This window comes from Hymenobacter glacialis (assembly GCF_001816165.1).
Taxonomy (GTDB): domain Bacteria; phylum Bacteroidota; class Bacteroidia; order Cytophagales; family Hymenobacteraceae; genus Hymenobacter; species Hymenobacter glacialis.
In genome coordinates this window covers 1-26,605 of record NZ_MDZC01000079.1, presented here as the reverse complement: position 1 = coordinate 26,605, position 26,605 = coordinate 1, and the positions used below count along the sequence as shown (strand labels likewise).

The following is a 26,605-nucleotide window of genomic DNA, read 5'->3' as shown; positions in this document are numbered from 1 at the left end:
GGTTTATGTATTTCGTATCATCCCTTTTTAAAGCTTCGCCGCAGTGGAAAAGATAAAAATCGGCAAGGCGCTGGTCAACAACGTCACGCAGCAGGAGGCCATCCAGGAAATTGACCGCCTGGTTTCCAGCGGCGCCAAAGGGTATGTGGTAACGCCCAACCTCGACCACGTTGTGAAGCTGGAAACCGACCCGGAGTTTGAGCGCATCTACGCGAATGCGGCGCTGGTGCTGGCCGACGGCAACCCCTTGATTTGGGCCGCCAAAATTCTGGGGACGCCGCTAAAAGCGCTGGTTACGGGCTCCGATTTGTTTCCGGCGCTGTGCCAGCACGCCGCGGCCCGCGGGCACCGCGTATTTTTTCTAGGCGGCCTGGAAGGCGTGGCCGAAAAGGCTGCTGCAGCCCTCAGCCAAAAATTCTCTGGCCTGCAGGTAGTGGGCACCTACAGCCCCCCGTTTGGCTTCGAAAAAGACGATGCGGAAAACGGCCGCATCGTCCGCATGGTGAACGCCGCCAGGCCTCACCTGTTGTTTGTGGGCGTGGGCGCTCCCAAGCAGGAGAAGTGGATATACCGCCACATCGAAAGCCTAGACGTTAACGTGGCGCTGGGCATTGGGGCTTCTTTCGATTTTGAGGCCGGCACCATCAAGCGGGCGCCCAAGGCCATGCGGCAGCTGCACATGGAATGGTTCTGGCGCTTTGCTAACGAGCCCACCCGGCTGTTCCGCCGCTACTTCATCGACAGCACCGCGTTCATTCCCATCATTTACCGACAACGAAAGCAGCAGAAAGAACATTCGTAACAACGGTTGCTTGTGCACACGTGCTTAATCTTAGCTGGCCACAATTCTAATTCGATGCTGATGCAAACTACCCGCCGGGCCATGCTTTTGGTTGTCTTCTGTGCCGTGCTCAGCGGTTGCTTGGCGCTAAGTGGCAGCCAGCTGGCGCGGCCACAACCCAGCAAGCAGCTGACCCAAGCCCGCGCCGCCCTCACCGATAAAGCTGCCACACCTGAAACGGCTGCCCTGTTCGCCAACCTGCGCGCTTTGGCGGGCCGGCACGTGTTGTTTGGCCACCAGAACGATACCCGCAAGGGCTACGGCTGGACCAAGGACTACCAGGCAGCCCCCGTACCGCCCGGCAAGTCGGACGTGCGGGAGGTAACCGGTGCCTACCCGGCCGTGTATGGCTGGGACCTGGAAAGCATTGCGGGCTTCTACACTGGTCCCGTGGTGGAGCACGAAAAACAGTTGTTGCGCCAACTCACCATCGACGCCTACAACAGGGGCGGCATCAATACCTATAGCTGGCACTACAACAACCCTGTGTCGAAGGTGAGCGTGAACTGGCGCGACTCGCCCGTGGAAGCAGTGGCCCGCCTGTTGCCGGGGGGCAGCCACCACCGGGTATTCACCAATTCCCTGCGGGAAATTGCGGCATACGCCAACTCTTTGATTGGGGCCGATGGCCGGGTGATACCAATTATTTTCCGGCCGTTTCATGAAATGGACGGCGACTGGTTTTGGTGGGGCAAGAGCCACTGCACTGCGCCCGAATACCAGCAACTCTATCAGTTTACGGTGACCTACCTGCGCGACAGCCTGCAGGTGCACAGCTTTTTGTACGCCTGGTCGCCCGACCGCAACTTCGCCAACGAGTCGCAGTTGCTGGAGCGTTACCCTGGCGATGCCTATGTCGACGTGGTGGGCCTGGACAATTACGGCGACCTGCGGCCCGATGTGCTCCCCGAGGTGGCCCTGCAAAAAATGAAGCTGGTGGCCAACTACGCCGCCCGCCATCAAAAAGTGGCCGCACTCACCGAAACCGGCCTGGAAAACGTGAGTGACCCGGCGTGGTATACCCAGCGCCTGCTGCCGCTGTTGGGGGCGCAGCCCGGCCCGGCTTATTGCATGGTGTGGTCCAATTCAACCAAGACGTTCTGGACGCCCCCCCTGACACACCCAGCCGCACCCGACTTTCGAACATTCCAGCGCAATGCCTTGCCGGCCTTTGGGGGACAATTGCCCAGCTTCTACACGCTAAGGCCCCAAAATAAATCAACCAAGTAGCATCCTGCCAATCAACCTCCGGTAGACCAACTCTCAGCCCGTTCTTCAATCCTGCCTGACCGTGAGCAGTCGGGCTCGGACCGAAAAAGTATGGCCCACGGTTATCGTCCTCGACTCGCAGTGGCTAAAGACGCGGCCACGGAGCAGACTGTGGGCTTCGACGCCGGCAAGCTCATCAAGGGACGCAAGCGCTTGGTGCAGACCAACACGCTGGGCAACGTGCTGATTAGGCTCGTGCTGCCCGCCAACGCTGTCGATGGAGCGGCCACCATTGCTTTTTAAGACGAGGCACCTGCTACCCACGACTTGTGGGGTCGGTTTGCCCTCCAATTGCCGGCACCAGTCCAAAAGTGGCCAAGGCAACCAGCACGGCTACTCCACCAGTTGGGCGTAGAGCCGGGCCAGGGTTTCGGCCGCGTCGGCGCACAGGCCGGGGTGCACGGGCGAAGTTTGCACGATGGTGCTGCGGGTGGCCGTGAGCCAGCGAAACCGCTCGGCAATGCCAAACTGCCCGATGGTGCCCCCGGCCGCGCGGCCCTGGCAAATGCGCTCGAAGGCCTGCAGGCGGGCCTGCACTTCGGCTACATCTAAGGCGGGAGCCACGGCCTTCAGCTTGGCTTCGGGCAGTTGAAAGCGGGTTTGCAGGAAGCCAAGGGAGCGGCAGTAAAGCACCACGCCCACGTTCAGGAATTCTTCGCGCTCCACCCGGGGCACCACGCGAAGTACGGCGTACTCAAATAAGTGCATTGCGGGCATCTTGGGCTTCCTGAACAAAGGTTTCGGCGGCGGCCAGGCGGGTTTCCAAGAAGCGCACGTAGTCGGCGCGCTGTGCTTCGGCGGGGGCGTCGCCATTGGTGAGCCACTCGGAGGGCACGAGCGCCACCACGGCCTGAATGCGCTCGGGCGTGAGTTTGGCGCGGCTCTCGGCATCTACTTCGGCCAACTCGCTGGCCTGGGGCAGCAGCACGTGGTCTTTCACCTGCGGGAAGGGGCGTGGGCGCGGCTGGGCCCAGTCGGGGCCGGCGTGGTGGGCGTAGAGGGCCGCGCCGTGGTCGATAAGCCACAATTCCTTGTGCCACATGAGCAGGTTGGTGTTGCGGGCGGTGCGGTCCACGTTCAGCGTCAGGCAATCGAGCCACACAATCTGCGAAGCCAAACGCGGCTCGATGGTGGTTACCAGCGCATCGAAGGTGATGGCGCCCGAGAGGTAGTGCAGGGCCAGGTTGCGGCCGGTGCTGGCGCGCAGCAGGTCCTGAATTTCCTCGTCGGGCTCGGTGCGGCCGAATGCTTCGTCGAGCTCGCAAAACACCAGCTCGGGCACGCGCAGGCCCAGTGCCCGGGCCATTTCGCCCACAATGAGCTCGGCAATGAGGGCCTTCACACCCTGCCCGGCGCCCCGAAACTTGAGCACGTAGAGGAAGTTGTCGTCGGCTTCGACCAAGGCGGGTAGGGAGCCGCCTTCGCGCAGCGGGGTCACGTAGCGCGTCACGGCCACGGTTCGGAGTTCAGGGGCACTGGTAGCCGGCATAAGGAGGTAATTACAGCGCAAAGAACGTCATGCTGAGCCTGTCGAAGCATCTCTACCGCAGTAGTAAATGAATTACTCTCGCAGTAGAGATGCTTCGGCTACGCTCAGCATGACGTTCTTATAAATGCGGTAGCGATGCTTCGACAGGCGCAGCATGACGGCCTACTACTGTGCAGGGGTCTCCTCCCCTACTGCTTTTTGCGCAGGGCCAGGTAATCGAGGTAGTAGAGCACCTTCACCGACACCGAGTTATTGTGCGGGGTGTTGATGGTGTTGTTGAAATTGTCGAAGTACTGCGGGGTGGCTTCCTCGGCCTGCAGGTAAGTAGTGCCGGCGTTTTTCCAGACCACGCTGATTTGGGAGCCGGGCGCAAACCACCACGAGTACACGGCGTCGATGTTGAAGGCGTTGTAGGTGTTGTTGCGGTTGCGCTGGTAGTCCACGGGGGTTTCCACACCGTTGGGGAGCAGGGCCGTGAAGTCGGCGTAGCGCACATTGCTGGTGTAGTGGCGCATACGCAGCGTGAACGACATGCGGTTGGTGAAGGTGTAGGCCGTCGACACCACGTTCGATACCGTGAGCACGTTGCGCCGGCCCAGCAGGAGGGTGCCCAGCAGCGGCTGGTCCAGGGGGTGGCTGGCGTCGAGGCCGCCGTTGACATACCCCACTTGGCTGTCCCGGAAATTGAAGTCCGTGCTGTAGCGGAACGTGAGGTGGTCGTTGACGCGGTACCGCGGGTAGAAGCCCAGGCCGTAGCCCATGCGGTTGGGGCGGCCCGGCACCTGGGCGTCGGCGGCGTAGCGCCGAATGCCGCCATTGCCGCTCAGGGCCCATTTTTTGCGGGCGTCGGTGTTGAAAAACCCACTGACGTTGAGGCTGCCCGGGATGCGCACGTAGTACTCCCCCAGCGGGTACACGCGCGGCTCAAAAAAGTCGTGCTGCGCGGCGTCGCCGTTCAGGTTAAAGCCCACCTGCAGAAAGCTCTTGGTGAAGGTGGTATTGGCCCCGGAGTAGAATCCAATGCCCTGGTACCGCGAGCGGTTGCGCACGTCCTGGTAAAGCAGCGTGTGGCTCACCCCGCCGTGGGTGAACAGGTTATTGACCTTCCAGAAGGGCTTGTAGATGCGGTAGCCGCCCTCAAGGGACTGCTGGATGTTGTTGTTGCCGAACAAGATGCCCAGGTCGTTGGGATTATAGGTGTCCGACTCGATGCCGTGGGTGAGGCTCCAGGTGAAACTGCCGCTGATTTTGCTCAGCCCCACCTGGTACTTGTAGCCGTTCGGGTCGTTGATGTTCTCGGCGCTATCAAAGGCCTTGCCCCGGCGCTGCGAATACACCACGCGGCCGTCCACGGCGTAAGCGTTGGCCTTGTTGGCGAAGCGGAACAGCCCCCCGGTCACGTTGGCGTCGTAAGTACTGCCGGCGCGCGTTACGTTGGTGTTGACGAGGCTGACGAAGGAATTGTTCTTCAAGCTCTGGTCGAACACCACGATGTTGTAGTTGCTGAACGGCTGCGTCAGCACCCGGCGCTCGGCGCCCGTTTCCTCGTGGCGCAGGGTGGCGTACACATCGTTGCTTACGGCGTTGAAAATGCCCACGCCCAGGCCCTTGCTGGTGCGGCCCGATATTTTGGTGGCGTTCAACAGCGGCGTTTCGGCGGGGTTGCGCAGCAGCCGCTCGTTGGGGCCGGCCGCCACGTTGTAAAACCCAATGGGCGTGGCCCCCACCCGGCGCGAGTAAAACAAATTACCCTTGTTGAAGAGCTCCGTGCCCTCCGTGAAAAACTGCCGGTTCTCGTTGAACTGCACCTCAAAGGGCGAGAGGTTGAGCACCTGGTTGTCGCTCTGCACCTGCCCAAAGTCGGGCACGAGCGTGGCGTCCAGCGTGAAGCTCTCGTTGATGCCCCACTTCACATCGGCCCCGCCGTTGAAGCTGGTGGTGGTGCGCTTGGTGCCCTCGGTGCTGAGCGGGTTATGATTCACGTAGCCCGACACGTAGGGCGTGAGCGAGAGGCGCAACGGCGGTTTCACCCCTTGCACGCCCGTGAGTACGCCCCACTGGTTCACAAAGCCGTCGACCTGGGGCTTCACCTCGTTCCAGTAGAAACGCTGGTTTTCGCGCTGGCGCTGCCGGTAAAAATTCACGCCCCAGCGCTGCACGTCGGCGGTGCTGAAGCGGATGGCCGAGTACGGAATGCGCAATTCGGCCACCCAGTCGGTGCCGCGCAGGGCGGTGCGGCTTTCCCACACGGCGTTCCAGGCAAAGTCCTCGCCGCCGGCCGGGGAGTAGCGGGCATCGGCCTGCACCCCGCTGCTGGTCACCACGAAGCTGTAGCCGTTGAGCTGGTCGGAGTACGTGTCAAGGAAAAAGCCGAGCCGGTCGGAATTGCCGAATACGTCGCGCTCCGTCAGCTCCCGCGGAATGGAATCGGGCGACACATCGTGCATCACAGCGCCCACGTAAATGGCCGCGTCGTCGTAGAGCACGCGCACTTCGGTGCGGTGCTTCTCGGGCACGCCGGGGTTGGGGCGCTGCTGCACAAAGTCGGTAGCGGGCTGGGCCTCGGCCCACGCGGCCTCGTCCAGCACGCCGTCTATTTTCATGGGCTGGGCAATGCGTACGGCCGCCAGCTGGCGCTTGGGTGCGGCCGTTGCAGGGGCCGCAGCCGCGCTGGGTGCGGCCACTTGCCCCAGGGCCGATTGCGCCGCACCCACTAGCCCCAAATACAACACTACTCCGCGCAGAGAAAAGGTAAAAGTCATAGCCCAGAGAAGCTAAAGTGAAGACAAATCCAGGGACGCAGGAATCCCTGCCCCGCTGCAAAACCGGAAAAAATACCTGTAAATCCCACCTGTAGAACGGTCCTATTGTGCAGCCGCAGCAGTTTTAAAGTCATGCGTTGGCCTCATTTTGCGGGGAAACTGCCCGTACTTGGAATGATTACTTCCGCTTGCGGAAATACACGTCGTTGCTGATGGATTCGAGCTTGACGAGGGGGCCGCTGCCCCGGAGCGTGCCCCGGAGCTGGTACCCCACAATGGGGTTGTCTTTGCGGTTGCTGAAGGCCACGTCCTGGTCGGTGTACACTTCGCCGGTAATGGTTTTAAGCGACACTTCCGCCCCAGTGGTGGGGGGCCAGGTCACGTCCACAAAGCCGCTGATGGACTTGGCGTCGATGGCGCCGGTGAGGCCCGCAATGTCGATGTCGCCGCTGATGGTACTCACGCGCAGCACCACGTCGGCCGGCACCGTGATTTCGTAGTTGATGATGGCGCACACCTGGTTGACGGTGCGGCCGTCGCGGTCATGCCCTCCACTCACTTTTCCGTTGGTAATGGTGGTGTTGTAGGACTCACCGTAGTAAGCGCCGCCGTTGGGGCAGTCGCCGGGCTGGGCGTTGCGCAGCAGTTCCTTGTCGAATGCCGACGTCAGCTTCAGCTCGTCGCCCGCTTGCTCGGTGGTGAGCAGCAGGGCATCGTTTAACTTGTTTTGGTTGATGCTCACCGAGGCCTTGAGCGTCATTTTGCCGCTGGCGCCGCTGCGAATGCGGATGTTGGTGGCCTGCCGCAGGTTGAGGAATACCCGTTGGCCAGGGGCCAGATTCGCGGTTTTCTCAACAATTTTTTGGGCCGTGGCCGGCTGGGCGCCGCTCACGGCAAGAACCAGCAAGAATAAGAAAAAGAGGCGACGCATGATGTTACAGAAATTAAAGGTGGATGTTGGGCCGAGCCTTGGCGCGGGTTGGCGGTTAAGTCAGAAAGGTTGGTAGTTGTGCTGGCGGCGAACGCGCTAAGGCGCGTTACTACTTGGATTTGCGGACAAAAATGTCGCCGCTCACCGTTTTGAGCGAGATGGAATTGCCGCCGCCGTTCACGCTACCGTCCACTACCTGGCCGCCAATGTGGCGCATGTTGTCCTCGCCTTTGCCCAGGTTGATGTCGAAATCGGTGTAGACCTCGCCCGATACCGAGCGCAGCTTCAGCGTGGCTTTGGTGTTGGCGAGCATGCTCACGTCCACGTCGCCGCTCACGGTTGAAATGGACGTGGGCCCCTGGCGCAGGGCCGCAAACCGCACCTGAATGTCGCCGCTCACGGTGTTGGCCACCACGGGGCCGGCCACGTTGGTCAGCCGGATATCGCCGTTTTTCACGTTTACTTCCAGGTCGCCGTTCACGTCGCGCACCTGAATGTCGCCGCCGTTCCAGTTGGTTTGGTTGTACTGCACAGCCGAGTTGCGCGGCACCCGAATGGTGTACTTCGTGTCTTTGCGCGAGGCCTTCACGATACGCACCGTATTATCGGTCTGAATGACCGACAAGCCAATTTTGGTGTTGTCCACGGCCGAGTTGTAGATAGGGCGCAGGCCCTCCGCCCGCTTGGGTACTTCTTCGTAGCCGTTGCCGGTTATCACCAGCTCGTTGCCGTCGGTGCCTTCCACCGTCACGTCGCTGCCCTGCATGTCGATGACGATTTTGCGGTCCTTGCCGCCGAGCTTGGTTTTGTATTCCTGGGCTTGCCCGGTGTGGGCGGCCAGTAGGCCCGCTACTGCGAGCAACATGAGCTTATTCATAAATAGAGGGGAAAATGTAGGAAGTGAGGTACCGGCGCGGCACCGGAAAGCCGGCGCCGCGTTGCAGAAATCAGGTGAGAAAAAGGCGGTGAATCGAGCGGGATTTATATCAATTTGCCAATACCGGCTTCGGCCTGGGCCCGCACCACGGGCAGGGCATCGGCGCGTTTAGACAGGCGTTCGAGCTGGGGCACGGCGCGGCGCACGCGCATCGACACCACCATGTCGATGAGGGTAATTTGCACGTTGGGGTCGGTTTGAATGGCCAGCGAATGCGCCAGCCCTTCCCGCACCCGGGGGTCGTCGCGCAGGCGATAGAGGGCCTCGCAGGCAGCCAGACGCACGTTGGGACTGGCGTCGAAATTGAGGGTATTGAGCAGCACCTGCACCGTGGGGTCGCCGGGTTCCGACGCCTTGCCAGAATTGCTCACCAACTGAATCCGGTCGCTGGCCGAGGCCGTGCGGCCCGCCAGCGCCTGCCGCAACGCTACCGATTCCGGCTTGCCGGAAGCCACGGCAATGGCATTGCTGCTGCGGGTGCCCCAGGGCAGTTGCCGGCCCAGCAACACCCCGGCGGCAACCAACACCACGCTGGCCGCAACGCGCAACCAGGTGGCAGCCGAGGCCCACATTGGCACCACGCGGGCTTCGGGGGCGGGCGGCGCGGCGGCCACCGGTTGCAACAGCGCCTTTTGCTCTTGCAGCAAGGCCATAAAGTTGGCGCGCAGCACCGTGCCGGGCACTTCCGGCAGGGCGGCGTCCAGGTCGGCGGTAAGGGCGCGGAGCTGGGTGACCTGCAGCTGGCAGCCCGAACAGGTGGCTAAATGGGCCGCCACGCGGTCGGCCTCGGCGGCGGGCAGGCTGCGCTCGGCGTAGGCCGGGAGTAGCGCTTCCAGCTCGTGGCAGGCAGAAGGTTCGGGCGTTTTCATTTTTAGTTGTCGGTTGCTGGTTGTCGGCTTTTTGTTTCTATTGGCTGGGGCTGAATCCCTTATTCAGCTGACAACCAGATTTAATCGGTGAAGTAGATTTTGCGCAGCGCTTGCAGGGCGCGGTGGGCTTTCACGCGGGCGGCTTCGGCGGTGCAGCCCAGGAGCTGGCCAATTTCTTCGTAGCCAAAGCCCTGGAAACGGTGTAGTACCAGAATTTCGCGCTGCGGCGTGGGCAGCAGAGCCAGGGCTTCGTGCAGGTCGTCGGCGCAGCTGTTCACCCGCATTTGGGCGAAGGCGGCCCCGCGCAGGCCGCCGGTTTTTTCTACTTCCGCTACGTCGTCGGCGGCGCGGAGCTTTTGCTGGCGTTGCCAGTAGTCGGCGTGCACATTGCGGGCCATCTGGTACACCCAGGCCCGGAAGGGCTGGGTGGGTTGGTAGCTGCTGCGGTATTTGAGAATGCGCTCGAACACGGTCTGGGTCAGGTCTTCGCTGGTTTCGCGGTCGTTGGTGAGGCGGGTGAGGTAGTTGAACAGGGGACCGTGGTAGCGCTCAAACAACGGCACGAGCTGGTCGAGGTCGTCGGCGCGTACTGCGGCCATCAGGTCTTCGTCGCTCGTACTCGTGGTGGTCACGGGTGGGTATTTGGGGGTGAATTGCAAGGAGTACCAAGCTGCGGAGCATTCGTTACAGCGGGGCCAAACTTTTTTTTCGTAAGGCTGCTGGCTGCATTGTGCAAGGACAAGCACCTGTTGCGGTAGGTGGCATTCGTCGGCCCCGAGCACCTGCATTATCTCCGTCACCCATCGATAGTTGTTGAGTTGCGGTTGCAACAGAGGGATAAAGAAAGCCTACCCGTCCAAATTATAACCTCCGCCGGTAACTTTTTGCCTTTCAGGCACGTAAAGCTTCTCACGCCGGCTGATTCCTTGAGGGAGCAGCCGGCGTTTTTGTTTTCAATCCAGCCCCCACCCGTCATGAAAACCTTCCTTTTACTGGCATCGGTCCTGTTCGCGGCTTCGGCCCAGGCCCAAACCATTCCCTTCGACCCCACGGCGCCTGTGCGCGGCGGCAGCCAGGGCCAGACCGCCATCCCGCCCGTCAACCCGGCGCTTAACCAGAGCACCATTCAGGGGCCGCCGGAAATGCAACGCACGCCCACCAACCGCGACGCTCAGCCCAGCCGCCAGCTGCCCGAACGCGGCTACACGCCAGCCGCCACACCGGAAATGTCGCCCACATCCGTCCCCGACGTTCGCGAGCAGCCCATCATTAAGCGGAGCCCTAGGCGCAACTCGACCGAAGCTGTCCCCAGCCGCTCGCGCCGAAGCAACAGTAGCAACGTGCCCCAGCCGTAGCCTATTCATATCAGAATTATAGTAAAAAGCCGTTCAGTTATCTGAACGGGCCTTTTTACTTGGTTTTGAAACTAGTGCCTATCCGTCATATCGAGCGTAGTCGAGGTATCTCGCGTACCACTGCTACACCAATTATAGGAGAGTACTGGTGGCATGCGAGATACCTCGGCTGCGCTCGGTATGACTTGCTAAGGCAGTGGTAGTATATGACGACTGCGCAACGACTCAGGCTACTTTTTACCTTTTTTATCGGCGTGGGCCAGCAGGTCGCTGCCGTGGCGGCGCAGGGTGTCGGCCAGGTCCAGGAGGGGCTTCTTGAGGTCGGCCGCGGCGGTTGCGCTGATTTGGCTGGTTTGGTTGCCCAGCATAGTGAGCGAATTGCCGATGGCAGTGGCGCTCAGGGCGCCGCTGGTGAGCAGGGACTGCAGGTTGCCGATTTCGCGGGCAATGTCCTGCAGGCCGGGTTCGCCGCTCTGCAGGAACTGCTGCTGCCAGGTTTCGGTATTGTCCATGGCCGAGCCCAGAGGCAGGCTGGTGAGGCGTTTTTGAGGGCGCTGACGGTGGCTAGAAGGTGGTCGGATGGCATTGAAAGGGGGTTGAAGTGATACAAGAAGGATTGAAGCCGCCGGTGCGGCGGTATTAAACGGCAGTTGATTTGGGGGCGCGCTTGGCCTTGGGTGGCGCGTTGGGGTCGGGCGGCAGGGTGAGCGGCGGGCTGGGGATGTTGGGGGCCGGGGCGCTTAGGCCCAGCTCGCGCAGAATGGCCACGGCGCGCAGGGCGCTGGCTTCCTTGTTCTTGATTTCCAGCATCAGGTCCATGTCGAGGCCGTGCAGGTTGCTGAGGAATTCGCGGAACCGCTCGTCCACCAGGTCGTTGGTGTGCTTGCCTTTGCGTTCACCCAAGGCCTGCGAGCTGTAGTCCATCATGGGCACGCCGTCGCGGGTGGGGTGCCAGGTGGCGGCGGCCAGGCGCAGGGCCTCGGCCATGGGCTCCTCGTGGTTGAGGCACTCGTGGTGGAAGTTGTCGAATAGAATGGGCACGCCAGTTAGCTCGTGCAGGCGCAGGCAGTCGCGCAGCGGAAACAGCCGGTCGTCGTTTTCCACCACCACGCGGGCCTTCACGGCCGCGGGCAGCGTGGCGTGCACCGCCGCAAACCGGCTGATGGCCAGTTCCCGGTCGCCGTATAGCCCGCCCACGTGAATCTGGAGCTTGGCTGTGCCATCGAGGCCCATCAAATCCAGCATCGAGCCCTGGTAAATCAACTCATCGATGCTGCGCCGCACAATGTCGGGACTGGGCGAGTTCAGCACCACAAACTGGTCGGGGTGGAAGCTCACCCGCAGGTCATTGGCCTTGATGTAGTCCCCTATTTCCCGGAAATGCGCCGCGAAATGTGTTTGCCAGGGGAAGGTGTTGATTTCGTGCGAGCCGAAGGGCACAATGCCCGAGCCCATCCGGAAAAAGAGCAGGCCCTGGGCCACGTTCCATTCCAGCATGCGGCGCAGGCACACCAGGTTGGCCGACACCGCCGCCAGCAGCCGCTCCTCGGAGTAGGAAGCCAGCCGGAAGGTGTTGGCGGCGCTGCAATCCATCGCCTCGTTCACGCAGGGATACCCGATTTTCATATCTTAGGCTTACGGGAAAGGGCGGATGGCAGTTATCAGTATTCTGGACCGGCTATCCTCCCCGCCGGCTAACCTCACCCCTGCCGGGCACGGCCCCGGCCCCTCTCCAAAAGAGAGGGGAGCCACGGCGGCACGAGCGTAGCATTGACACTCGCCTATTTTCACATCATACGTCAGGCTCCCCGCTCTTTTGGAGAGGGGCTGGGGCCGTGCCCGGCAGGGGTGAGGTTGGCGCGTTGAAACCGTCCCCGGGCTGGGGCCAACACCTACGGCTCGTAGCCGCGGTTGTCTTTGAAGGCCTTATTGTACTGCAGCTTCGCCTTGCGGGCTTTTTCAGCTCGTTTCGCGGCTTCAATCTCCTCCATCTTGCGGCGCTGTTTGCCCTCGCGTGAGAATTGGTCGTAAATCAGGCTCACCGGGCTTTGAATGGTGGGCACCGGCGCTTTGGGGGCAGCCGAATCCACGGCGAACAGGGGCTTGGGTTTGGGGGGACGCTTGGGTCCGTTTACTACCGCCGGAGCTGGCTTTTTCATGTTGCGCAGGGCGCGATTGATGAGGGCGCGGTCGGCGCGGTCGCTCACTACCTGCACCTCGCCTAGCTGCACGCTGTCGCGCACCAGCCGAATGCGCACAATGAACTGCGAAAGGCCCGTGCCGCCCAGCGGGAAGCGTTGCGATTTGTAGCCCAAGGCCCGGAACAGCACGGTGTCGGTGGGCAGCGCGTCTATGGCAAAGCTGCCGGTGGCGGTGGTTACCACACCGGTGCGGGTGCGCTGCACGGCCACTGTAGCGCCCTGCAGCGGCAGGCGCGTGTCGGCCGCCGACACGGTGCCGCTCACGCGCACCTGCTGCTGGGCCTGCACCGGTTGCGCCACGCCCAGCCACCACAGCAGGGCGGCCACCAGCCACTGCAGGCGCCTACATGCGCCGGGCCTACTCACCATCTGTACCAATCCACCTAATCTTATCACGCCGCATAAACATCATTTCCCTGCAAAGTTGTGCAGCAGGGAGACAAAAAAAGCCCGCACCGTTGCAGGTGCGGGCCCAAGGCGCTAGGCAAAAAAGCCCAACGAGCTATTTCAATTTGGTTTTGTTGCCGCTCTCGTCCTTCATTTTGATGGTGCCGTCGTCGCCGTCCATTTTGGTTACGTTGCCGTTGGCATCCTTGATTTTGATGTCGCCATCGGCTTTCACCTTCACTTTGCTGCCTTCATCCGACATATCCATATCAGACGAAGAATTCATGTTGCCCGACGACATGGCCGCGTCTTCGTCCGCCATGTTGTAGTAGGTCATGCGGCCCGTTTCGTAGGCCTGGTACTGGGTGGGGTCAGCGAAAATGGTTTTGAATTCTGCATCGGCAACGGCCATCGACTCGCGCTTGGCAGCGGCCATGCCGGTGGTGTCGGTAGCGTACTTGGTCTGCATATCGCCCATCTGGCGGTAGCGGTTCACGTACACGGTGCGGATTTTGTTTTTGGTCGCTTCGTCCGTGATTTTCATATCAGCCACCATTCTGTCGGCAATGCGCTGGGCGCGGGCCTCCATGTCGGCTTCCGACATGGCAGTTGTGGTGGTGGTAGTGGTAGTGGTCGTCATGCCATCGCCGGCGGCTACGGTGGTGTCGGTGGTCTTTTCCTGCGAGCAGGAGGCCAGCGAAAGGGCAGCAGCGCCCGCGAGAATCAACAGGGAATTTTTCATGAATGGGAGGATTAAAGAAAACAACCGGAGTGGTTGGTTTGTTGAGGGCGCTTTACGGAGAGGCCGTGCCGGATGTTACCCCAACGATATAATTCCCGGGCACGGCTAGGCGCGCCGTAACTCAAACACGGTTATTTCGGGGAGAAATCCCACCCGGCCCGGATAGCCCAAATAGCCCAATCCGGTGTTCACGTACAGCTTCTGACGGCCCTGTTCGTAGAGCCCAGCCCACTGCTTGTACACATACTGCACGGGGCTCCACTTCAAAAACGACAGGTTGACGCCAAACTGCATGCCGTGGGTGTGTCCGCTGAGTGTCAGGTCGATATCGGGGTAGTTCAGCACCTGCGCTTCCCAGTGCGAGGGGTCGTGCGAGAGCAGGATTTTGAAGGGCGCGTCGCCGCTGGCGGCGTGGGCCTGGGGCAGGTTGCCGTACTTGGGGAAGTTGGAGTGGCCGCTCCAGTTCTGCACGCCCAGCACCGCTATTTTGTCCTCGCCCCGCGTGATGGTGTGGCTGGTGTCGTTGATGAGCGTCCAGCCCATTTTGGCGTGGTTCTGCATCAGGCGCTCCAGGTTGGCGCGCTTCTCGGCCGGGCTTTCCCACTGCACGTAGTCGCCGTAGTCGTGGTTGCCGAGGCTGGAGAAAATGGGCAGCTCCGACTTGATACCAGCCAAAGCGGGCATGTGCGGCTCCACTTCGGTGGCGCGGTTGTTCACCAGGTCGCCGGTCATGAGCACGAGGTCCGCCGCCTGCTTATTGATGAGGGCCACCGCCCGCTCCAGCGGTTCGGTGGAGCTAAAGCTGCCGGTGTGCAGGTCCGAAATCTGCACCACCTTGAAGCCGTCGAACGCGGGCGGCAGGTTGGGGAAGCGCAGCGTCACGCGGCGCACCTGGTAGTCGGTGGCGCCGCGCACCATGCCCCAGAGCAGCGCCACAAACGGAATGGCGCCGATGCCCAGCGCCAGCTTGGCCAGAAATTCGCTGCGCGGCATGGCGTTGCCGGCCAGGCCCGCGGGCTGCGTGGCCGCCCCCATGGCCCAGCGTACCAGCCGCGTGGCATCTTCCAGCAGCAGCGGAATTAGGATAATAAACTTGCCGGCCAGCAGCAGCAGCGGCAGGCTCATGATGTAACTTTTGAGCACGGTATTGCCCATTTGGCGGGTGGTGCCGGCCCAGAAGGCCAACGCCCACACGCCCAGCGAAACCACCCAGTACACTATTGCAATACCCCGGCGCGCGGCCACCGACTGGTGCTGCGCCATGGTGCGCACGGCCTGATACCCATACCATTCGGCCAACACGATGACGGCCAAAAACAACCATAAAACCAACGGATTTCGCATATTCAGATTTAAAGCGGACACTGCCGCACGTGCATAACGCCCCAGCCGGCTTGGTGTTTAAACGCGCCCGCCAGGCTGTTACTTTACATTTAATTGATATTCCCTCCTCTACCAACCCCGTGCCGCATGGAAGCACCTGACAGCCTGACCGAACGCACTGCCCTGCCGGCCGCCGCCCCGCCCCTGCCGGGTACGCCCCCGCCCTACGCCGCCCCCGCTGCCTCCGGCATCAAGAGCTGGGCCGAGGACGACCGGCCGCGCGAAAAGTTGATGACCAAGGGCCGCGCCGCCCTCTCCGATGCCGAATTGATTGCGATTCTGCTGGGCTCGGGCACCACCAAACTATCGGCCGTGGACGTGGGCATGCTCATGCTGAAAGGCGTGGACAACGACCTCAACGCCCTGGCCCGCGAAAGCGTGAAGCAACTATGCCGCCACCCCGGCATCGGACCAGCCAAGGCCATTACGGTGGTGGCGGCGCTGGAACTGGGCCGCCGCCGCAAGGAGGCCGATGCCGCCCCGCGCACCACCATCACCTGCTCGCGCGACATCTACCAGCTCATTCGCCCGCACCTCATGGACCTGCCCCACGAGGAATTCTGGGTCATCCTGCTCAACCGGGCCAACGTGGTGATGCGCAAAACGGCCATCAGCCGCGGCGGCGTGGCCGGCACCGTGGCCGACCCGAAAATGATTTTCAAAGAAGCCCTGGAGCAGCTGGCCAGCAGCATTATCCTGGTGCACAACCACCCCAGCGGCAACCGCAACCCCAGCGCCGCCGACATCCAGCTCACCAAAAAGTTAAAGGAAGCCGGCAGTTTTCTGGACTTGCCCATACTGGACCACCTTATTTACTCCGACCAAGGCTACTACAGCTTTGCGGATGAAGGGATGCTGTAGGGTGGTGTTGAAACCACCGTTTTGCAGCACGTTAATCAACGGTTTCACAAGTCTTGGTGTGCCGTTTCTTTCCATTTATGTATAAGCAAATTCTGCTACGGCCAGTTTGGAATCTATCCTGTCCAGTCTTTACCTACCGTTTTTAAAGCCCGTTATATTGCCGAAAAACCTGCGCGGCGTTGGCAAAAAGGGTTTTGGCGTGGATTTCTAGCGCTAGGCAACAGGGACCGAAGCATCGTTTTCGGGTGCCAGCAAAGTAGCTGCGGCTATTTGCCTACGGTTTTGCAGCCAAAACCACACGCCAATACTTAGGAACAAGAGCGCGATGCCACATTCCTTAATTTCCACGATTTTGATGCCCGTCAGCTCGCTATTGCCGGGCAGCAACAACCGGCCTACGTGCAGCAACGCGTTGTTGAGTACCAGCAGCCCGCCCATCCACAACGGCATCAGTGGCACATTCAGGACCGCCCAAAAGCGGCGTAGGCGAGCCACAAGCAGCGAACTCAGGGGTACCAGTAAGCACCAGGAATAGCAGAACAGGTTGATGAGGTTTTCCTGGCGAAACACTCGGAGCAAGAGCCCGCCATTTTGAACCACCCGGCCGTTTTGGTCATAGTATTCATACACGAAAGCGGGCTGATTGTGCAGGGTGGTTTCCTGCTGGAGGTTGTCGGCAAACATGCCCGTGGCGGTTGTGTTGAACACGCGCTGACCCCAACTGATTTCTTCGCCCCCGCAAAAGAAAAACAAGATTGCTGCCAGCAAGTAGAAAAGGTTTTTTCGAGTGGTGAAAAAGAGAAAATTGTTGCGCTCAGGCCTAGCGAAATACAAGTACATGAAAACTCCTGCGGCGGCAAAAAAGGCCAAAAACGTCAGGTTTTCAAAAAAACTGTCTTCCTGGGTGATGCGCACCAGCAGTTGAGTGGGCAGCACCAGCACAGTGGCGTAAGCGCCAATAATCCATCCCAGCGAGACCAGGATAAATCGAAAAGTGAGCGGGTTAGATTTGGGCATCATGGAATAAAGTTGAAACATCACTACCAGCACACTGGCGGTCAGCAGGGAGCGGAGTAGCCGCCAAGCCCGCGCCATGGGTCCCTAATCCCACTTGTTGCTTTCGGCGCGGTCGAGGTAGGTCGGCCGTTACCCGTGGGCCGATGCAGCGCAGCCTATTGGCGCTGTAGCGACGGTGGACAACCAACAGGGCCACATGAGGATGCGCTACCTATTTGGTTGAGGATGCAACAAGCTGGTTTTCGATACCGCCTACAGCGCAAAGCGGTACCGGGGCGTAGGCGTGGCAAACAGGATAACGAACAAGGTGATGACCGATGTGCTGGACGCCAATGAGTTGTTGGTGGCGGCAGTGACGAAAAATAGACCCACCGCCAGCAGCGCATACGGCCCCGACACCAAGCGGCTGCTGAAGCGCAGGAAAAAGAACAAGGCCGCCGCCAGCAGGCCGCTGAACACCAAGCCAAACTTGAGCAGCCACACGATGAGAAAATTCTCGATGATGTAGATGTCGTAGAGGTACATCAGGTAGTCGATGCGCTCTTGCGGCCGGGCCCAAAGAAAGACCGAAGGCCGGCTAAAGTCAATCAGGTTCAGGGCTTCGACCCGGGCTCCGGCGCTGGAATCGTCGTAGAACGAGGCGTCAATCAGCCGCTCGCCGAAGGGCGTGAACAGCACCAGATACGCCAGCCCCAGAGCCGAGAAGGCCACCAGCACGGCCACGGCCAGCTTGTTGGACCGCCGGTAGTACGGCCGCTCCGAAAAAAACAGTGGAAACAGGTACAGCCCCGCTACCGCTGCAACAGATACGTACAGGCTCGCTCGTGCCCCGTAGCAGAGCAAGGCCGTGAGCAGCACCAGCAAGTAGCTCCACTTGCGCGCGGTAGACAGCTCGGCCAGCAGCACAAACATTACGAACACAAACGTTATCAGAGCGTTGTTGAGCGGGTGGCCAAGCAGCGACGACGACCGGAACACGTCGCCGAACAGGTCATCGGCCAGCGGAAAGAAGTTGTGCGACAGCACCCGCTCGGCAATAGCACCCGCCGAATTCAACAGCACTCCCACCAAGGCGTAGTGCGGGGCCCGGGCCGCGATATCGGGTGGCAGGGTGCGCAGGTAGCCCAGCACCAGCACCGGCACCAGTAGGGTGTCGAAGATATAGCCGATGGCGCTGGCTGTGCCGCTGAGCCCCAGGTAGGCCATCAAGGCCAGCAGCGTGAGGGCGTAGGACAGGCTGGCCCGGTTGCGGAAAATGGCCCGCAGCAGCGAGTAGTCAAACAGCAACCCGTTGAACAGTACCAGGCCGAAGAGCAGGTAGGTGAGCGGGTGAATCTTGGTGAAGGTGCTCACGGCCTCGGTTCCCATCACATAGCCCAGGTGCTTAAGCACGTTCATGCCTAAGAAGCACAGCGCCACGATGAGCAGCAAGGTAGCGTGCTGTAGGCCCCGGATGTTCCAGGCATGGGCTGGGGCAGGCGGCAACAATGTAGAGGCGGGAGCTAACATGGCCACGTCAGGAAATGGCCACTGCTAGAACCGTGCGGGGCTACCCCAGCCCCCACTGCCAAGAAAAGCCCCGTGATGCCTGCCGCAAAGTGCAGGCCCAAGGCACCTGTTCCTTCCTCACTTTTATAAAAGCGCAGCATCGCCACGCTCACTAGTGCCAGCGAGAGCGGCCCGTAATTTTCCAGCGTCAGCAAGCGGGTAAAGGCCACAAGGCTTACCAGATTGGTAACGGCCGAAAACACAAAGGCCGGCGAGGATTTACTGATTTTCAATACCTGCATAAGCAGCCTGCAAAGCGCAGGGAAACATTTTTTTTGTTTTGAGGGCCGAAGGAAAAACCAATGCGCCAGTAGGGAGCTAGCGGTCGGTTTAATCTAAGCCAACCCGTCGTTCAGCACCAGGAACACGCGGCGAAACTGCCCGCCCGCAGCCAGCCCCGTGGCCACGTCGAGATGTGCGGCTCGCGCGTGGCCCAGGCGCACCACGTACAGGCAGGCATCTACCAGCGGAGCCAACGACAGCGCGTCGGCCACCTGACCCACGGGGGCCGTCAGCACCAGAATGTGGTCGAATTGGGGCTTCAGGCCCGCCAGCAGCTCTTGGGCGCGGCCGCTGGCCATCAGCCCGGTCGGGTTGGGAGCTAGAGGCCCCGCGTCCATCCATTGCACGTTGGGGCCCAGGCTGCTGGAGTTCATTAATGGAGCCGACGGTCCGCCCGGCCCATTTAAGTAGTTCGATACGCCAGCTGCGTTGTTGGCAGCGAGGTACTTGCCCAAGTGCGGCGTGCGCAGGTTGAAGTTTACCACCGCCACCCGCTTGCCCACCTGGCCCAGGCTGGCGGCCAGGTTCAGGGCCACCACGGTTTGGCCCTCATTGGCTTGCCCAGCGGTGAGCAGCAACACCTGCGCGGGGCCTCCGGCCAGGGCCGCCAGCACATCGGCGCGCAGGTAGTGGTAGGCTTCGGCTTGCGGGCTGCCCGCATCCTCGGCCACGGGCAGCAGCTGGCCCGGCCGCAGGCGGCCCACTTGGCCGGCCACGGGCACAGCTGAGCGCTGGGCCACAGCCGCGCGGGTTTCCACGGCGTCGCTGAGCAAGCCTTTCGCGCTCACGAACGCCAGCGGCAGCAGCAGGCCCGCCAGCACCGCTAGCAGGTACACAATGGGTTTGGAGGGTTTTACTGGCTTCTTACTAATCAGGGCCGGGTCGAGCACGCGCGTATTGGAGCCCGTGGCCGCCAGCGAAAGCGCCGCTTCTTCGCGCTTCTGCAGCAAATACAGGTAAATGCCCTGCTTTACGCCCTGCTGCCGATTAATGGACTGCAACTTGCGCTCGATGGTAGGCACCTGCCGGGTGTTGGCATCAAACTGTCCCGACCGGGCTTCGAGGGTGCTTCGCGTGAGGCTCAGCCCGGTTTTGATGGTGCGCAGGTTTTCCAATATGTTTCCGCGCAGGTCGCTCAGCTGCTCGTCAATGTTCACCACCAGCGGGTTGTCAGGCTGCGTGGTACGCAGCATCCGGTCGCGTTCCAGTTGCAATTCGTTGAATTTGGCTAGCAGCGCCAGCAGCGTCTGGTCCTGCAAGCCCAGGTTGCTGGGTGCCAAACTGGTTTTGCTGCCCGGCCGCGTCAGGTAGCGCTGCAACGACTCCAGCACATCCAACTGAATGGTCACGTCGGCGAGCTGCTTGTTCACGTTTTTGGCCTCCTCCCCATAAATCGCAGCCTCCTGCGTCACGTTGGTCACCGCGTTCTGGCTTTTGAAGGTTTCCACCTTCTTCTCCACGTCCGTCAGCTCGCCGGAAAGGGCCAGCAGCCGGCTGTCGATAAACCGAATGGTGTTTTCGGCCAGCGCATTGCGGTCTGCTTTGTTTTCGCGGTTATATACCTCAATCAGCTTGTTGACGATGGCGGTGCCTTTAGCGGGCACGGCTTCGAGCAGGATGATTTCGACCACCGCGGCCTTCTTGTTCACGGGCTCCACCGTTAGGTCGTGGCTGTAGTCCTCCGCCAGCGTGGGCAGGCTATGCAGCTGCACCAGCACGGTGCGGTTCGACGAGGCCGGCACCGCCGCGCCAGCTGATAGCACCGTAAACCGGCCGTAGGGCTTCTTTACTTCCTGCCCGTAGCGGTGCGTGCTGCGGCCAGCCTCCTCGTCTTCTATCTCGAAGGTGTTAGCGTCTTTCAGGTGCACCGCAATGGGGTGCTTGGCGGCCGCAGGCGCCAGCGTACGCACCACCACCCGAATGGGCACCTCCGGCCCGTATAGCTCCTCTTTCCGCCATGTGCCTTCCGCAAAATAGCTGGCATTAAGCGAGAGCTCGGTTAAAACCTGCCGGAGCAAAAAGCGTGATTTCAGCGCCTCGGTTTCGTTCTCGATGCTGGTGGTGGCGTTAAAAATGTCTAAATCCTTAAATGCCGGATTACTCGCCGAAAAGTCCGGCCCCCGGTCGATGCCGCGTATCAGCAGCTTGCTGGTCACAGTGTATTTGGGCGTCGTCACCGCCAAAAACACTGCGGCTAAGACCAAGGCCAGCCCCAGGCCCAGCGCAAACAAAGGCCAATGTCGAGCATATTGCTTCAGGATAGCAACCGGGCTGATGCTGCCACTCCGTTCGGACCCCACGGGCACGTCCCACGCGCCGGGTGCCGGGCCGTTAGCGCTGCGCATTGGCCAGAAAAATGGCGATGGCCGTAATAGCGGCCACGGCAATGGGAATGTAGCGGTTGCCTGCGCTGGTTTGGGCCACTTTAGAGCGGTTGTGGGGCTCTACGTACAGGATGTCGTTTTGCTGCAAATAGAAATAGGGAGAGTTCAATACCTCTTTATTGTTCAGGTTGATGCGAATGGTGCTGCGGGCACCGTTCTTATCCCGCAGGATGAGCACGTTGTCGCGTCGCCCAAAGGCCGTCATGTCGCCGGCCAGCCCGAGGGCCTCCAGAACATTGATGCGCTCGGAAGGAATGTTGAACGTGGACGGGTGGTTGACTTCGCCAATCACCGTCACTTTAAAGTTCAGGAACAGAATGTTGACGATGGGATTTTTCACGTACTTCGTGAACTGCTGCGTCATTCGCTCGGTCGCCTCCTTTTTGGTTAGCCCACCCAAGGCGACCTTGCCCATCACCGGAAAGTTGATTTCACCGTTTTTGTCAACCAGGTAGCCCTCGTTGATTCTCATTACGCCCCCAGCGCCCGCGCTAATGCCCGCGGGCATTAGCACCCCGCTGTTGAAAAGCACATTAGACTCCTGGTTCAAACTGCTCAGGCTGATGCTAAGCAGGTCGTTGGGTTGAATTCGGGGCTCGTTGCTGTTATCGGCCGGAGCCAGATACGTGACGGCTTGCTTCAAATCGCTGAAGTACACCAAGTCGCGGCCGGGTCGACATGCGCTTGCCATCAGCAGCCCGGCGAGCCCGAGCAACTTGAATAGAGGTTTTAACATCAAAATGGGAGGAAAATATGGCCGACCAAGGCGCATGGCGCCGCCTAACCAATATGGGCACCCCATTTTTGGGGCTAGGGGTACCTTACGTAACCTAAGCTTAAAACGGATTGTTTTGCAAGATTATTTTGCAAGAATGTTTACATAAAAACCTTGTTTTGACAAAACCCGGCTTGCCTCAGACCTTAGGTGTTCGCGCCTATGCCGCTGGCCGACGGCACCGGGGAATCAGGCAAGTCAGGGGTTGCCGGCACTTCTGGCTTTGCGGCGGCCCAACTTGCCCAAGAGGGGAGTCAGAACCAGGCTCAATAAAAAAGCGGAGAGCACCGTGACGGCGATGTCCCAGGAGTTGCCGGTCGTTCCAAAAGCCACGACCCGAACGGCGATGATACCTGCTGTGAGGAGCGCTGCCGCGGGCCAGTACAATCGGAACCCCGGGGCTGGCGTGGGCAGGCGGCGGGCCTTGGGCAACTGCCACAGCATATGGGCCATATAGCCTAGCGCTACCAACGAAGTAACCACGCTCAATACCATAAAGCCGGGCAACCGCACAGGCCCTAGCGACCAATGCGTATCTAAAAACGGCAATTGCCGGGCAAAAGGACCCTGCCGGTGCGTAAGGCCGTCCCATAGCAGGTGAGAAGCTCCCCCAAGCAGCACCGAGGCAACCACCGCCGGGTAATGCTTCACAAAATGCCGCCGCCAATCAAATCGCCGGTACCCGCGCAAGCGGCGCCGCACGGGTTCCGGCAAGTGCTGCATCAACGGGTTGCGCACCACCGCATGAAACACAAAGCTCAAGACCAGTCCCACCGGCAAGGTGAAATACAACAAGCTGAGCCACGTGTGGCTGTAGTAGTTAAGCGCCTTCATTTTGCCGAACTTCTCGAAGTCAGGTGCCATGCTGCCCGCTACCAGGCCCGTAAGCGAAACCCAGCGCTTGGGCAGTCGGCGCAGCGGCAGTATTAGCGCGGGGTGGAAGAGGGTGAACGGCATAGGAGGCTGAAGCAAGCTGACAAAGGAAAGGGCTGGCACCCCTATTTGATTTTGAGCTGCCAGGCAACTTGTAGGCTTCGTCCTGGCATGTTGTTCCGGTGTCTAACCGGCATAGAAGCGTGAGCAGGGGCAAAAATAATGGGCTGTGGTTGGCGCGTCTATTACCAACTAAATACGCTTTCCAGCAAGTAAAACCAAGCCAGTCATACAACCTGCCAAAGTGCAAATATTCCTATAATGGGAATTATTTGGCTTTATCAATCCATTCCTGGGACAACAAACGTAGATATGCCGGGTTTACCCTCTACTCGGGGTCAAATTTTTCGAAGTTTCGTCTTAATTCTACTGTCGAGTCTTAGTCCAATGGCTCTCAAGGCACATTTCACTGAGTTTTACCAAGACTCAGCATGAGACCATAACCAAGCCTTTGTCAACTACCGGCCCTTTCCCGGTCCTTGGCAAGAGTACCGAATACTGTACAATATCAAATTTTTCGTTTTTTAATTCTACAAGCTGGCTTCTGCCTGTGCGGCAGCATAAGTGCTTGAAATGAATTACCAGGCGGCTTTATCTCCCGAGTAATGAATCGACGTTTTCTCAAGTTCCAGCAAATACTGTTTGTGGTGCTGGACCTATTCATTCTTAACCTCATCCTCTTCACCACCCAGACCTCCATTGATGAAGCCCCCGGTAGTAGTCTGGTCACCACGCATACCTTTTACTGGTCGCTGCTAAACTTGCTGTGGCTCACAATGGCGGGCCTGGGCCGCATTTACGCCTACCAGGAGCTCACGTCTTTTCGCAGCTTCACGAAGTCCACTTTTGGCGGCTATTTTATTTGGGCTTTTTTCGTAATGGTGATGGCCTTCGTATTTAACGGCTTTTTCCCACTGCCCCAGGTTTTTCTGTACTCGGCCATTTTGTACTTCGCCGAAGGCTTGCTTTTCAACCGCCTCCTGTTTTTAGCCATTCGGTTGTGGGTTAGCAACAAAGCTTATTTTCATCGTCGTATCATCATTTTGGGTTACAATAGCCTGTCCCGCAAGTTGGCCGCCCACCTGGCAATCGAAGAGCCGAATGCGCGTATCGTGGGCTTCATTGACGAGACCGGCAATGTGCCAAAGGTTTCCAGCATGCCTGTCTTTTCCGGCATCAGCAACACCATGCACATCGCAGGGATGCAGAACATCACCGAGATATTTTCCACCGTCATGCCGGAGGATAATAACGAGATTTATCAGCTGATGAAGCAAGCCGATAAGGCGCTGATTCGTTTTCGCATAGTTCCCAATTTCGCCAGTGTCATCAACCGTCCGGTGCACATGGATTACATCCGGGACATTCCCATTTTGTCTGAGCGGAAAGAGCCGTTGGAAGAAGTTATAAACCGGGTTCAAAAAAGGATTTTTGATATAGCCATCAGCTCGGTAGCTATTGTGTTTGTTCTCAGCTGGCTGGCTCCGCTGCTCAGCCTGATTATTTATGCAACATCACCGGGGCCCGTCTTCTTCGCCCAGTGGCGCAACGGAAAAAACAACCGCCCGTTTCGTTGCTTCAAATTTCGTAGCATGGCGGTGAGCTCCGAATCTGACTCGCGGCAAGCCACGCGCAACGACGTCCGTGTGACCTCCATTGGGCGCTTTATGCGCAAAACCAGTTTGGATGAATTCCCCCAGTTTATAAACGTGCTGCTTGGCAACATGAGCATTGTGGGCCCGAGGCCGCACATGCTGGAACACACCAAGCGGTTCTCGGCTCAGGAAGAACATTACATGGTCCGGCAATTTGCCAAGCCGGGCATTACGGGGTGGGCCCAAACGAATGGATACCGCGGCGAAATCACGGATGTGAAGCAAATTCAAAAAAGGGTTCAGTACGACCTGTGGTACCTGGAGAATTGGAGCCTGGCACTCGACTTAAAGATTACTTTTCTTACCATTTACAACGGACTAAAAGGCGACAGCAAGGCTTATTAAGCCACGGGGCTTCGCTTTCTCTGCCTGCTTCAATTGATAGGGCCCAGCCACGGTCCATGAAGTAAAACACCGTCAAGAAATGTGTTTTTTTGTTCGGCAGGCGGCACAACTTCCTTTCTTCCACTGGTATTTGCGAGCAGTTCCTAACAGGTAATTCTGGGGGTTGAGCTTATCGTTGTGCCTTATTTGTTTTTATGATTTTTCACTACTCTTCTTTAAAAATGCTTCGCTTTATTGGACAGCTTTGTATCTCTCGACCAGCCCTGGTGGCTATATTGCTGCTAAGTCAGGCCGTGGCTGTGCTGGCCCAGGCTCCCGCCAATGACGACTGCGCGCAAGCGATTTTGCTGACCACTAGCCCCACTTGTACTAACACGTTGGCGAACACGACCCAAGCCACAGCTAGCCCTGCTTCCCTGCCTTCCGGTACTTGTAGCATTTCCAACACGCCAGACGTATGGTTCCGGGTGGTGGTGCCATCTGATGGAGGCGTGACCATTAGAACCAGTGCGGCCGCTGGCAGTACCACTACGTCTACCATTCTAGACGCTTACTCAGGGACCTGTGGCAACTTGGTGCTCCTGGCCTGCGACCGGACCACTGGCCAGGGCGGTACCCCTGCGTTTTCATCGCTGGCGCTACGCAACCTGACGCCCGGCAGCATGGTTTACATTCGGTCCCGCGTAAATAACACAGTGGTCGTTATGACCGGCACCTTTAATATCTGCGTTGAAGGGCTGCAGGTGACGGCGAACCGGGCGGCACTGGCCGACGGCTTTCTGAGCCTTTGGCCTAACCCTGCCCAGCACCGCACCCAACTCGCCCTGCCCGCCCTGCCGGGGCAAGCCGCCGCGATGGTCGAAATCATCAACAGCCTAGGCCAGACAGTGCGGACGCAGGCCGTTACCCTGTCGCCAAGTGGTACTACCGTGGAGCTGAACCTTGTGGACTTGCCCGCCGGCATCTACACCGTGTGGGCCCGGGCAGGCCAGGCCTCAGCTACAGTCCGGCTGCTCATCGATTAAGTGGCTTAAACCGGCAAACTTCATTGCATTGGCAGACTTGGCCGGCTGTTTTTTTCTGCAAAACAGCCGGTTGCAGTGCCAGCATTTCAGGCAGCTCCTTTTTACGTCAGAGTACCGCTCTGCCGCCACCCCGGCATCGGCGAATTCAGACGCACTTCGGTGGCCGCCGCCGCAAAGAGGCCGACGCCGCCCCGCGCACCACCATCACCTGCTCGCGCGACATCTACCAGCTCATTCGGCCCCACCTCATGGACCTGCCCCACGAGGAATTCTGGGTCATCCTGCTCAACCGGGCCAACGTGGTGATGCGCAAAACGGCCATCAGCCGCGGCGGCGTGGCCGGCACCGTGGCCGACCCCAAAATGATTTTCAAAGAAGCCCTGGAGCAGCTGGCCAGCAGCATTATCCTGGTGCACAACCACCCCAGCGGCAACCGCAACCCTAGGGCCGCCGACATCCAGCTCACCAAGAAGCTGAAGGAAGCCGGCAGCTTTCTGGACTTGCCGATTTTGGACCACCTCATTTATTCCGACCAGGGCTACTACAGCTTTGCCGATGAGGGGATGCTGTAGGGTGGTGTTTAAACTACCGTTTTGACAAACTCTAAATTCGGC

At 59.7% G+C, this 26,605-nt stretch carries 26 protein-coding genes; 8 read left to right on the top strand and 18 right to left on the bottom strand.

What is annotated here, in order from left to right:
- Positions 1-43 precede the first annotated feature (43 nt).
- The 3 genes from BEN48_RS12330 to BEN48_RS20200 all read left to right on the top strand — a co-directional run bounded on the left by BEN48_RS12330 (position 44) and on the right by BEN48_RS20200 (position 2,353).
- Positions 44-802 carry a WecB/TagA/CpsF family glycosyltransferase gene (locus tag BEN48_RS12330; RefSeq protein ID WP_070735241.1) on the top strand — a complete coding sequence of 253 codons (759 nt, stop codon included), beginning with the start codon at positions 44-46 and terminating at the stop codon, positions 800-802.
- 60 nt (positions 803-862) lie between these two features.
- Positions 863-2,071, top strand: coding sequence for a glycoside hydrolase family 26 protein (locus BEN48_RS12325; protein WP_158010174.1), 1,209 nt, complete (start codon positions 863-865; stop codon positions 2,069-2,071).
- A 120-nt stretch (positions 2,072-2,191) separates the two neighbouring features.
- The gene (locus tag BEN48_RS20200) at positions 2,192-2,353 is read left to right on the top strand and encodes a hypothetical protein (protein WP_158010173.1); all 162 of its coding nucleotides are present in this window, start codon (positions 2,192-2,194) and stop codon (positions 2,351-2,353) included.
- 90 nt (positions 2,354-2,443) lie between these two features.
- Here the strand turns inward: BEN48_RS20200 and BEN48_RS12320 are convergent, their stop codons facing one another.
- The 7 genes from BEN48_RS12320 to BEN48_RS12290 all read right to left on the bottom strand — a co-directional run bounded on the left by BEN48_RS12320 (position 2,444) and on the right by BEN48_RS12290 (position 9,730).
- Positions 2,444-2,827 carry a DUF3037 domain-containing protein gene (locus BEN48_RS12320; RefSeq protein WP_070735239.1) on the bottom strand — a complete coding sequence of 128 codons (384 nt, stop codon included), beginning with the start codon at positions 2,825-2,827 and terminating at the stop codon, positions 2,444-2,446.
- Positions 2,805-3,599, bottom strand: a complete 795-nt coding sequence (locus BEN48_RS12315) for a HipA family kinase (RefSeq protein WP_070735238.1) — start codon at positions 3,597-3,599, stop codon at positions 2,805-2,807. The genes BEN48_RS12320 and BEN48_RS12315 overlap by 23 nt, the downstream gene beginning before the upstream one ends.
- A gap of 188 nt (positions 3,600-3,787) precedes the next feature.
- A complete protein-coding gene (locus BEN48_RS12310) occupies positions 3,788-6,361 on the bottom strand; it encodes a DUF5916 domain-containing protein (RefSeq protein WP_083321035.1) in 2,574 nt (857 codons plus the stop codon).
- A gap of 178 nt (positions 6,362-6,539) precedes the next feature.
- Entirely contained in the window at positions 6,540-7,292 is a 753-nt protein-coding gene (locus BEN48_RS12305; protein ID WP_070735237.1) for a DUF4097 family beta strand repeat-containing protein, read from the bottom strand.
- Between the two features lie 109 nt (positions 7,293-7,401).
- Positions 7,402-8,169, bottom strand: a complete 768-nt coding sequence (locus BEN48_RS12300) for a DUF4097 family beta strand repeat-containing protein (protein WP_070735236.1) — start codon at positions 8,167-8,169, stop codon at positions 7,402-7,404.
- 104 nt (positions 8,170-8,273) lie between these two features.
- Entirely contained in the window at positions 8,274-9,098 is an 825-nt protein-coding gene (locus BEN48_RS12295) for a HEAT repeat domain-containing protein (protein WP_070735235.1), read from the bottom strand.
- Positions 9,099-9,178: 80 nt separating this feature from the next.
- Positions 9,179-9,730 carry an RNA polymerase sigma factor gene (locus BEN48_RS12290; protein ID WP_206599857.1) on the bottom strand — a complete coding sequence of 184 codons (552 nt, stop codon included), beginning with the start codon at positions 9,728-9,730 and terminating at the stop codon, positions 9,179-9,181.
- Positions 9,731-10,072: 342 nt separating this feature from the next.
- Here BEN48_RS12290 and BEN48_RS12285 point away from each other — a divergent pair, with 342 nt between their 5' ends.
- The gene (locus BEN48_RS12285) at positions 10,073-10,453 is read left to right on the top strand and encodes a hypothetical protein (protein WP_070735234.1); all 381 of its coding nucleotides are present in this window, start codon (positions 10,073-10,075) and stop codon (positions 10,451-10,453) included.
- 230 nt (positions 10,454-10,683) lie between these two features.
- Here the strand turns inward: BEN48_RS12285 and BEN48_RS12280 are convergent, their stop codons facing one another.
- From BEN48_RS12280 to BEN48_RS12260, 5 genes are all read right to left on the bottom strand, one after another.
- On the bottom strand, positions 10,684-10,965 hold the full coding sequence (locus BEN48_RS12280) for a hypothetical protein (protein ID WP_070735233.1): 282 nt from the start codon (positions 10,963-10,965) through the stop codon (positions 10,684-10,686).
- Between the two features lie 127 nt (positions 10,966-11,092).
- Positions 11,093-12,079 carry a UV DNA damage repair endonuclease UvsE gene (uvsE, locus tag BEN48_RS12275; RefSeq protein ID WP_083321033.1) on the bottom strand — a complete coding sequence of 329 codons (987 nt, stop codon included), beginning with the start codon at positions 12,077-12,079 and terminating at the stop codon, positions 11,093-11,095.
- A gap of 266 nt (positions 12,080-12,345) precedes the next feature.
- The gene (locus tag BEN48_RS12270; protein ID WP_125932615.1) at positions 12,346-13,050 is read right to left on the bottom strand and encodes a carboxypeptidase-like regulatory domain-containing protein; all 705 of its coding nucleotides are present in this window, start codon (positions 13,048-13,050) and stop codon (positions 12,346-12,348) included.
- A 106-nt stretch (positions 13,051-13,156) separates the two neighbouring features.
- Complete coding sequence (locus BEN48_RS12265; RefSeq protein ID WP_070735231.1) at positions 13,157-13,783, bottom strand: hypothetical protein; 627 nt, start codon at positions 13,781-13,783, stop codon at positions 13,157-13,159.
- Positions 13,784-13,888: 105 nt separating this feature from the next.
- On the bottom strand, positions 13,889-15,097 hold the full coding sequence (locus tag BEN48_RS12260) for a metallophosphoesterase (RefSeq protein WP_241502263.1): 1,209 nt from the start codon (positions 15,095-15,097) through the stop codon (positions 13,889-13,891).
- 156 nt (positions 15,098-15,253) lie between these two features.
- Between BEN48_RS12260 and radC the strand changes: the two genes are divergently transcribed.
- Positions 15,254-16,027 (top strand): RadC family protein, encoded by a 774-nt coding sequence (gene radC, locus BEN48_RS12255; RefSeq protein WP_083321032.1) that lies wholly within the window; start codon positions 15,254-15,256, stop codon positions 16,025-16,027.
- A 213-nt stretch (positions 16,028-16,240) separates the two neighbouring features.
- On the opposite strand, the gene BEN48_RS12250 is transcribed toward radC, so the two are convergent.
- The 6 genes from BEN48_RS12250 to BEN48_RS12225 all read right to left on the bottom strand — a co-directional run bounded on the left by BEN48_RS12250 (position 16,241) and on the right by BEN48_RS12225 (position 22,990).
- A complete protein-coding gene (locus BEN48_RS12250; protein ID WP_070735229.1) occupies positions 16,241-17,047 on the bottom strand; it encodes a hypothetical protein in 807 nt (268 codons plus the stop codon).
- Positions 17,048-17,296: 249 nt separating this feature from the next.
- The gene (locus BEN48_RS12245; RefSeq protein ID WP_125932614.1) at positions 17,297-18,553 is read right to left on the bottom strand and encodes a VpsF family polysaccharide biosynthesis protein; all 1,257 of its coding nucleotides are present in this window, start codon (positions 18,551-18,553) and stop codon (positions 17,297-17,299) included.
- On the bottom strand, positions 18,547-18,834 hold the full coding sequence (locus BEN48_RS12240) for a hypothetical protein (protein ID WP_070735227.1): 288 nt from the start codon (positions 18,832-18,834) through the stop codon (positions 18,547-18,549). The genes BEN48_RS12245 and BEN48_RS12240 overlap by 7 nt, the downstream gene beginning before the upstream one ends.
- A 93-nt stretch (positions 18,835-18,927) precedes the next feature.
- Positions 18,928-21,219, bottom strand: a complete 2,292-nt coding sequence (locus BEN48_RS12235) for a GumC family protein (protein ID WP_083321031.1) — start codon at positions 21,217-21,219, stop codon at positions 18,928-18,930.
- Positions 21,206-21,994: a polysaccharide biosynthesis/export family protein gene (locus BEN48_RS12230; RefSeq protein WP_070735225.1), complete on the bottom strand. Its 789-nt coding sequence runs from the start codon at positions 21,992-21,994 to the stop codon at positions 21,206-21,208. The genes BEN48_RS12235 and BEN48_RS12230 overlap by 14 nt, the downstream gene beginning before the upstream one ends.
- A 237-nt stretch (positions 21,995-22,231) precedes the next feature.
- A complete protein-coding gene (locus BEN48_RS12225) occupies positions 22,232-22,990 on the bottom strand; it encodes a DUF4184 family protein (protein WP_070735224.1) in 759 nt (252 codons plus the stop codon).
- 623 nt (positions 22,991-23,613) lie between these two features.
- Between BEN48_RS12225 and BEN48_RS12220 the strand changes: the two genes are divergently transcribed.
- The 3 genes from BEN48_RS12220 (at position 23,614) to BEN48_RS12210 (ending at position 26,563) form a co-directional block, all read left to right on the top strand.
- A complete protein-coding gene (locus BEN48_RS12220) occupies positions 23,614-24,966 on the top strand; it encodes an exopolysaccharide biosynthesis polyprenyl glycosylphosphotransferase (RefSeq protein WP_241502262.1) in 1,353 nt (450 codons plus the stop codon).
- Positions 24,967-25,160: 194 nt separating this feature from the next.
- On the top strand, positions 25,161-25,991 hold the full coding sequence (locus BEN48_RS20270; RefSeq protein WP_083321030.1) for a T9SS type A sorting domain-containing protein: 831 nt from the start codon (positions 25,161-25,163) through the stop codon (positions 25,989-25,991).
- A gap of 23 nt (positions 25,992-26,014) precedes the next feature.
- The gene (locus tag BEN48_RS12210) at positions 26,015-26,563 is read left to right on the top strand and encodes a JAB domain-containing protein (RefSeq protein WP_317043706.1); all 549 of its coding nucleotides are present in this window, start codon (positions 26,015-26,017) and stop codon (positions 26,561-26,563) included.
- Positions 26,564-26,605: the final 42 nt, after the last annotated feature.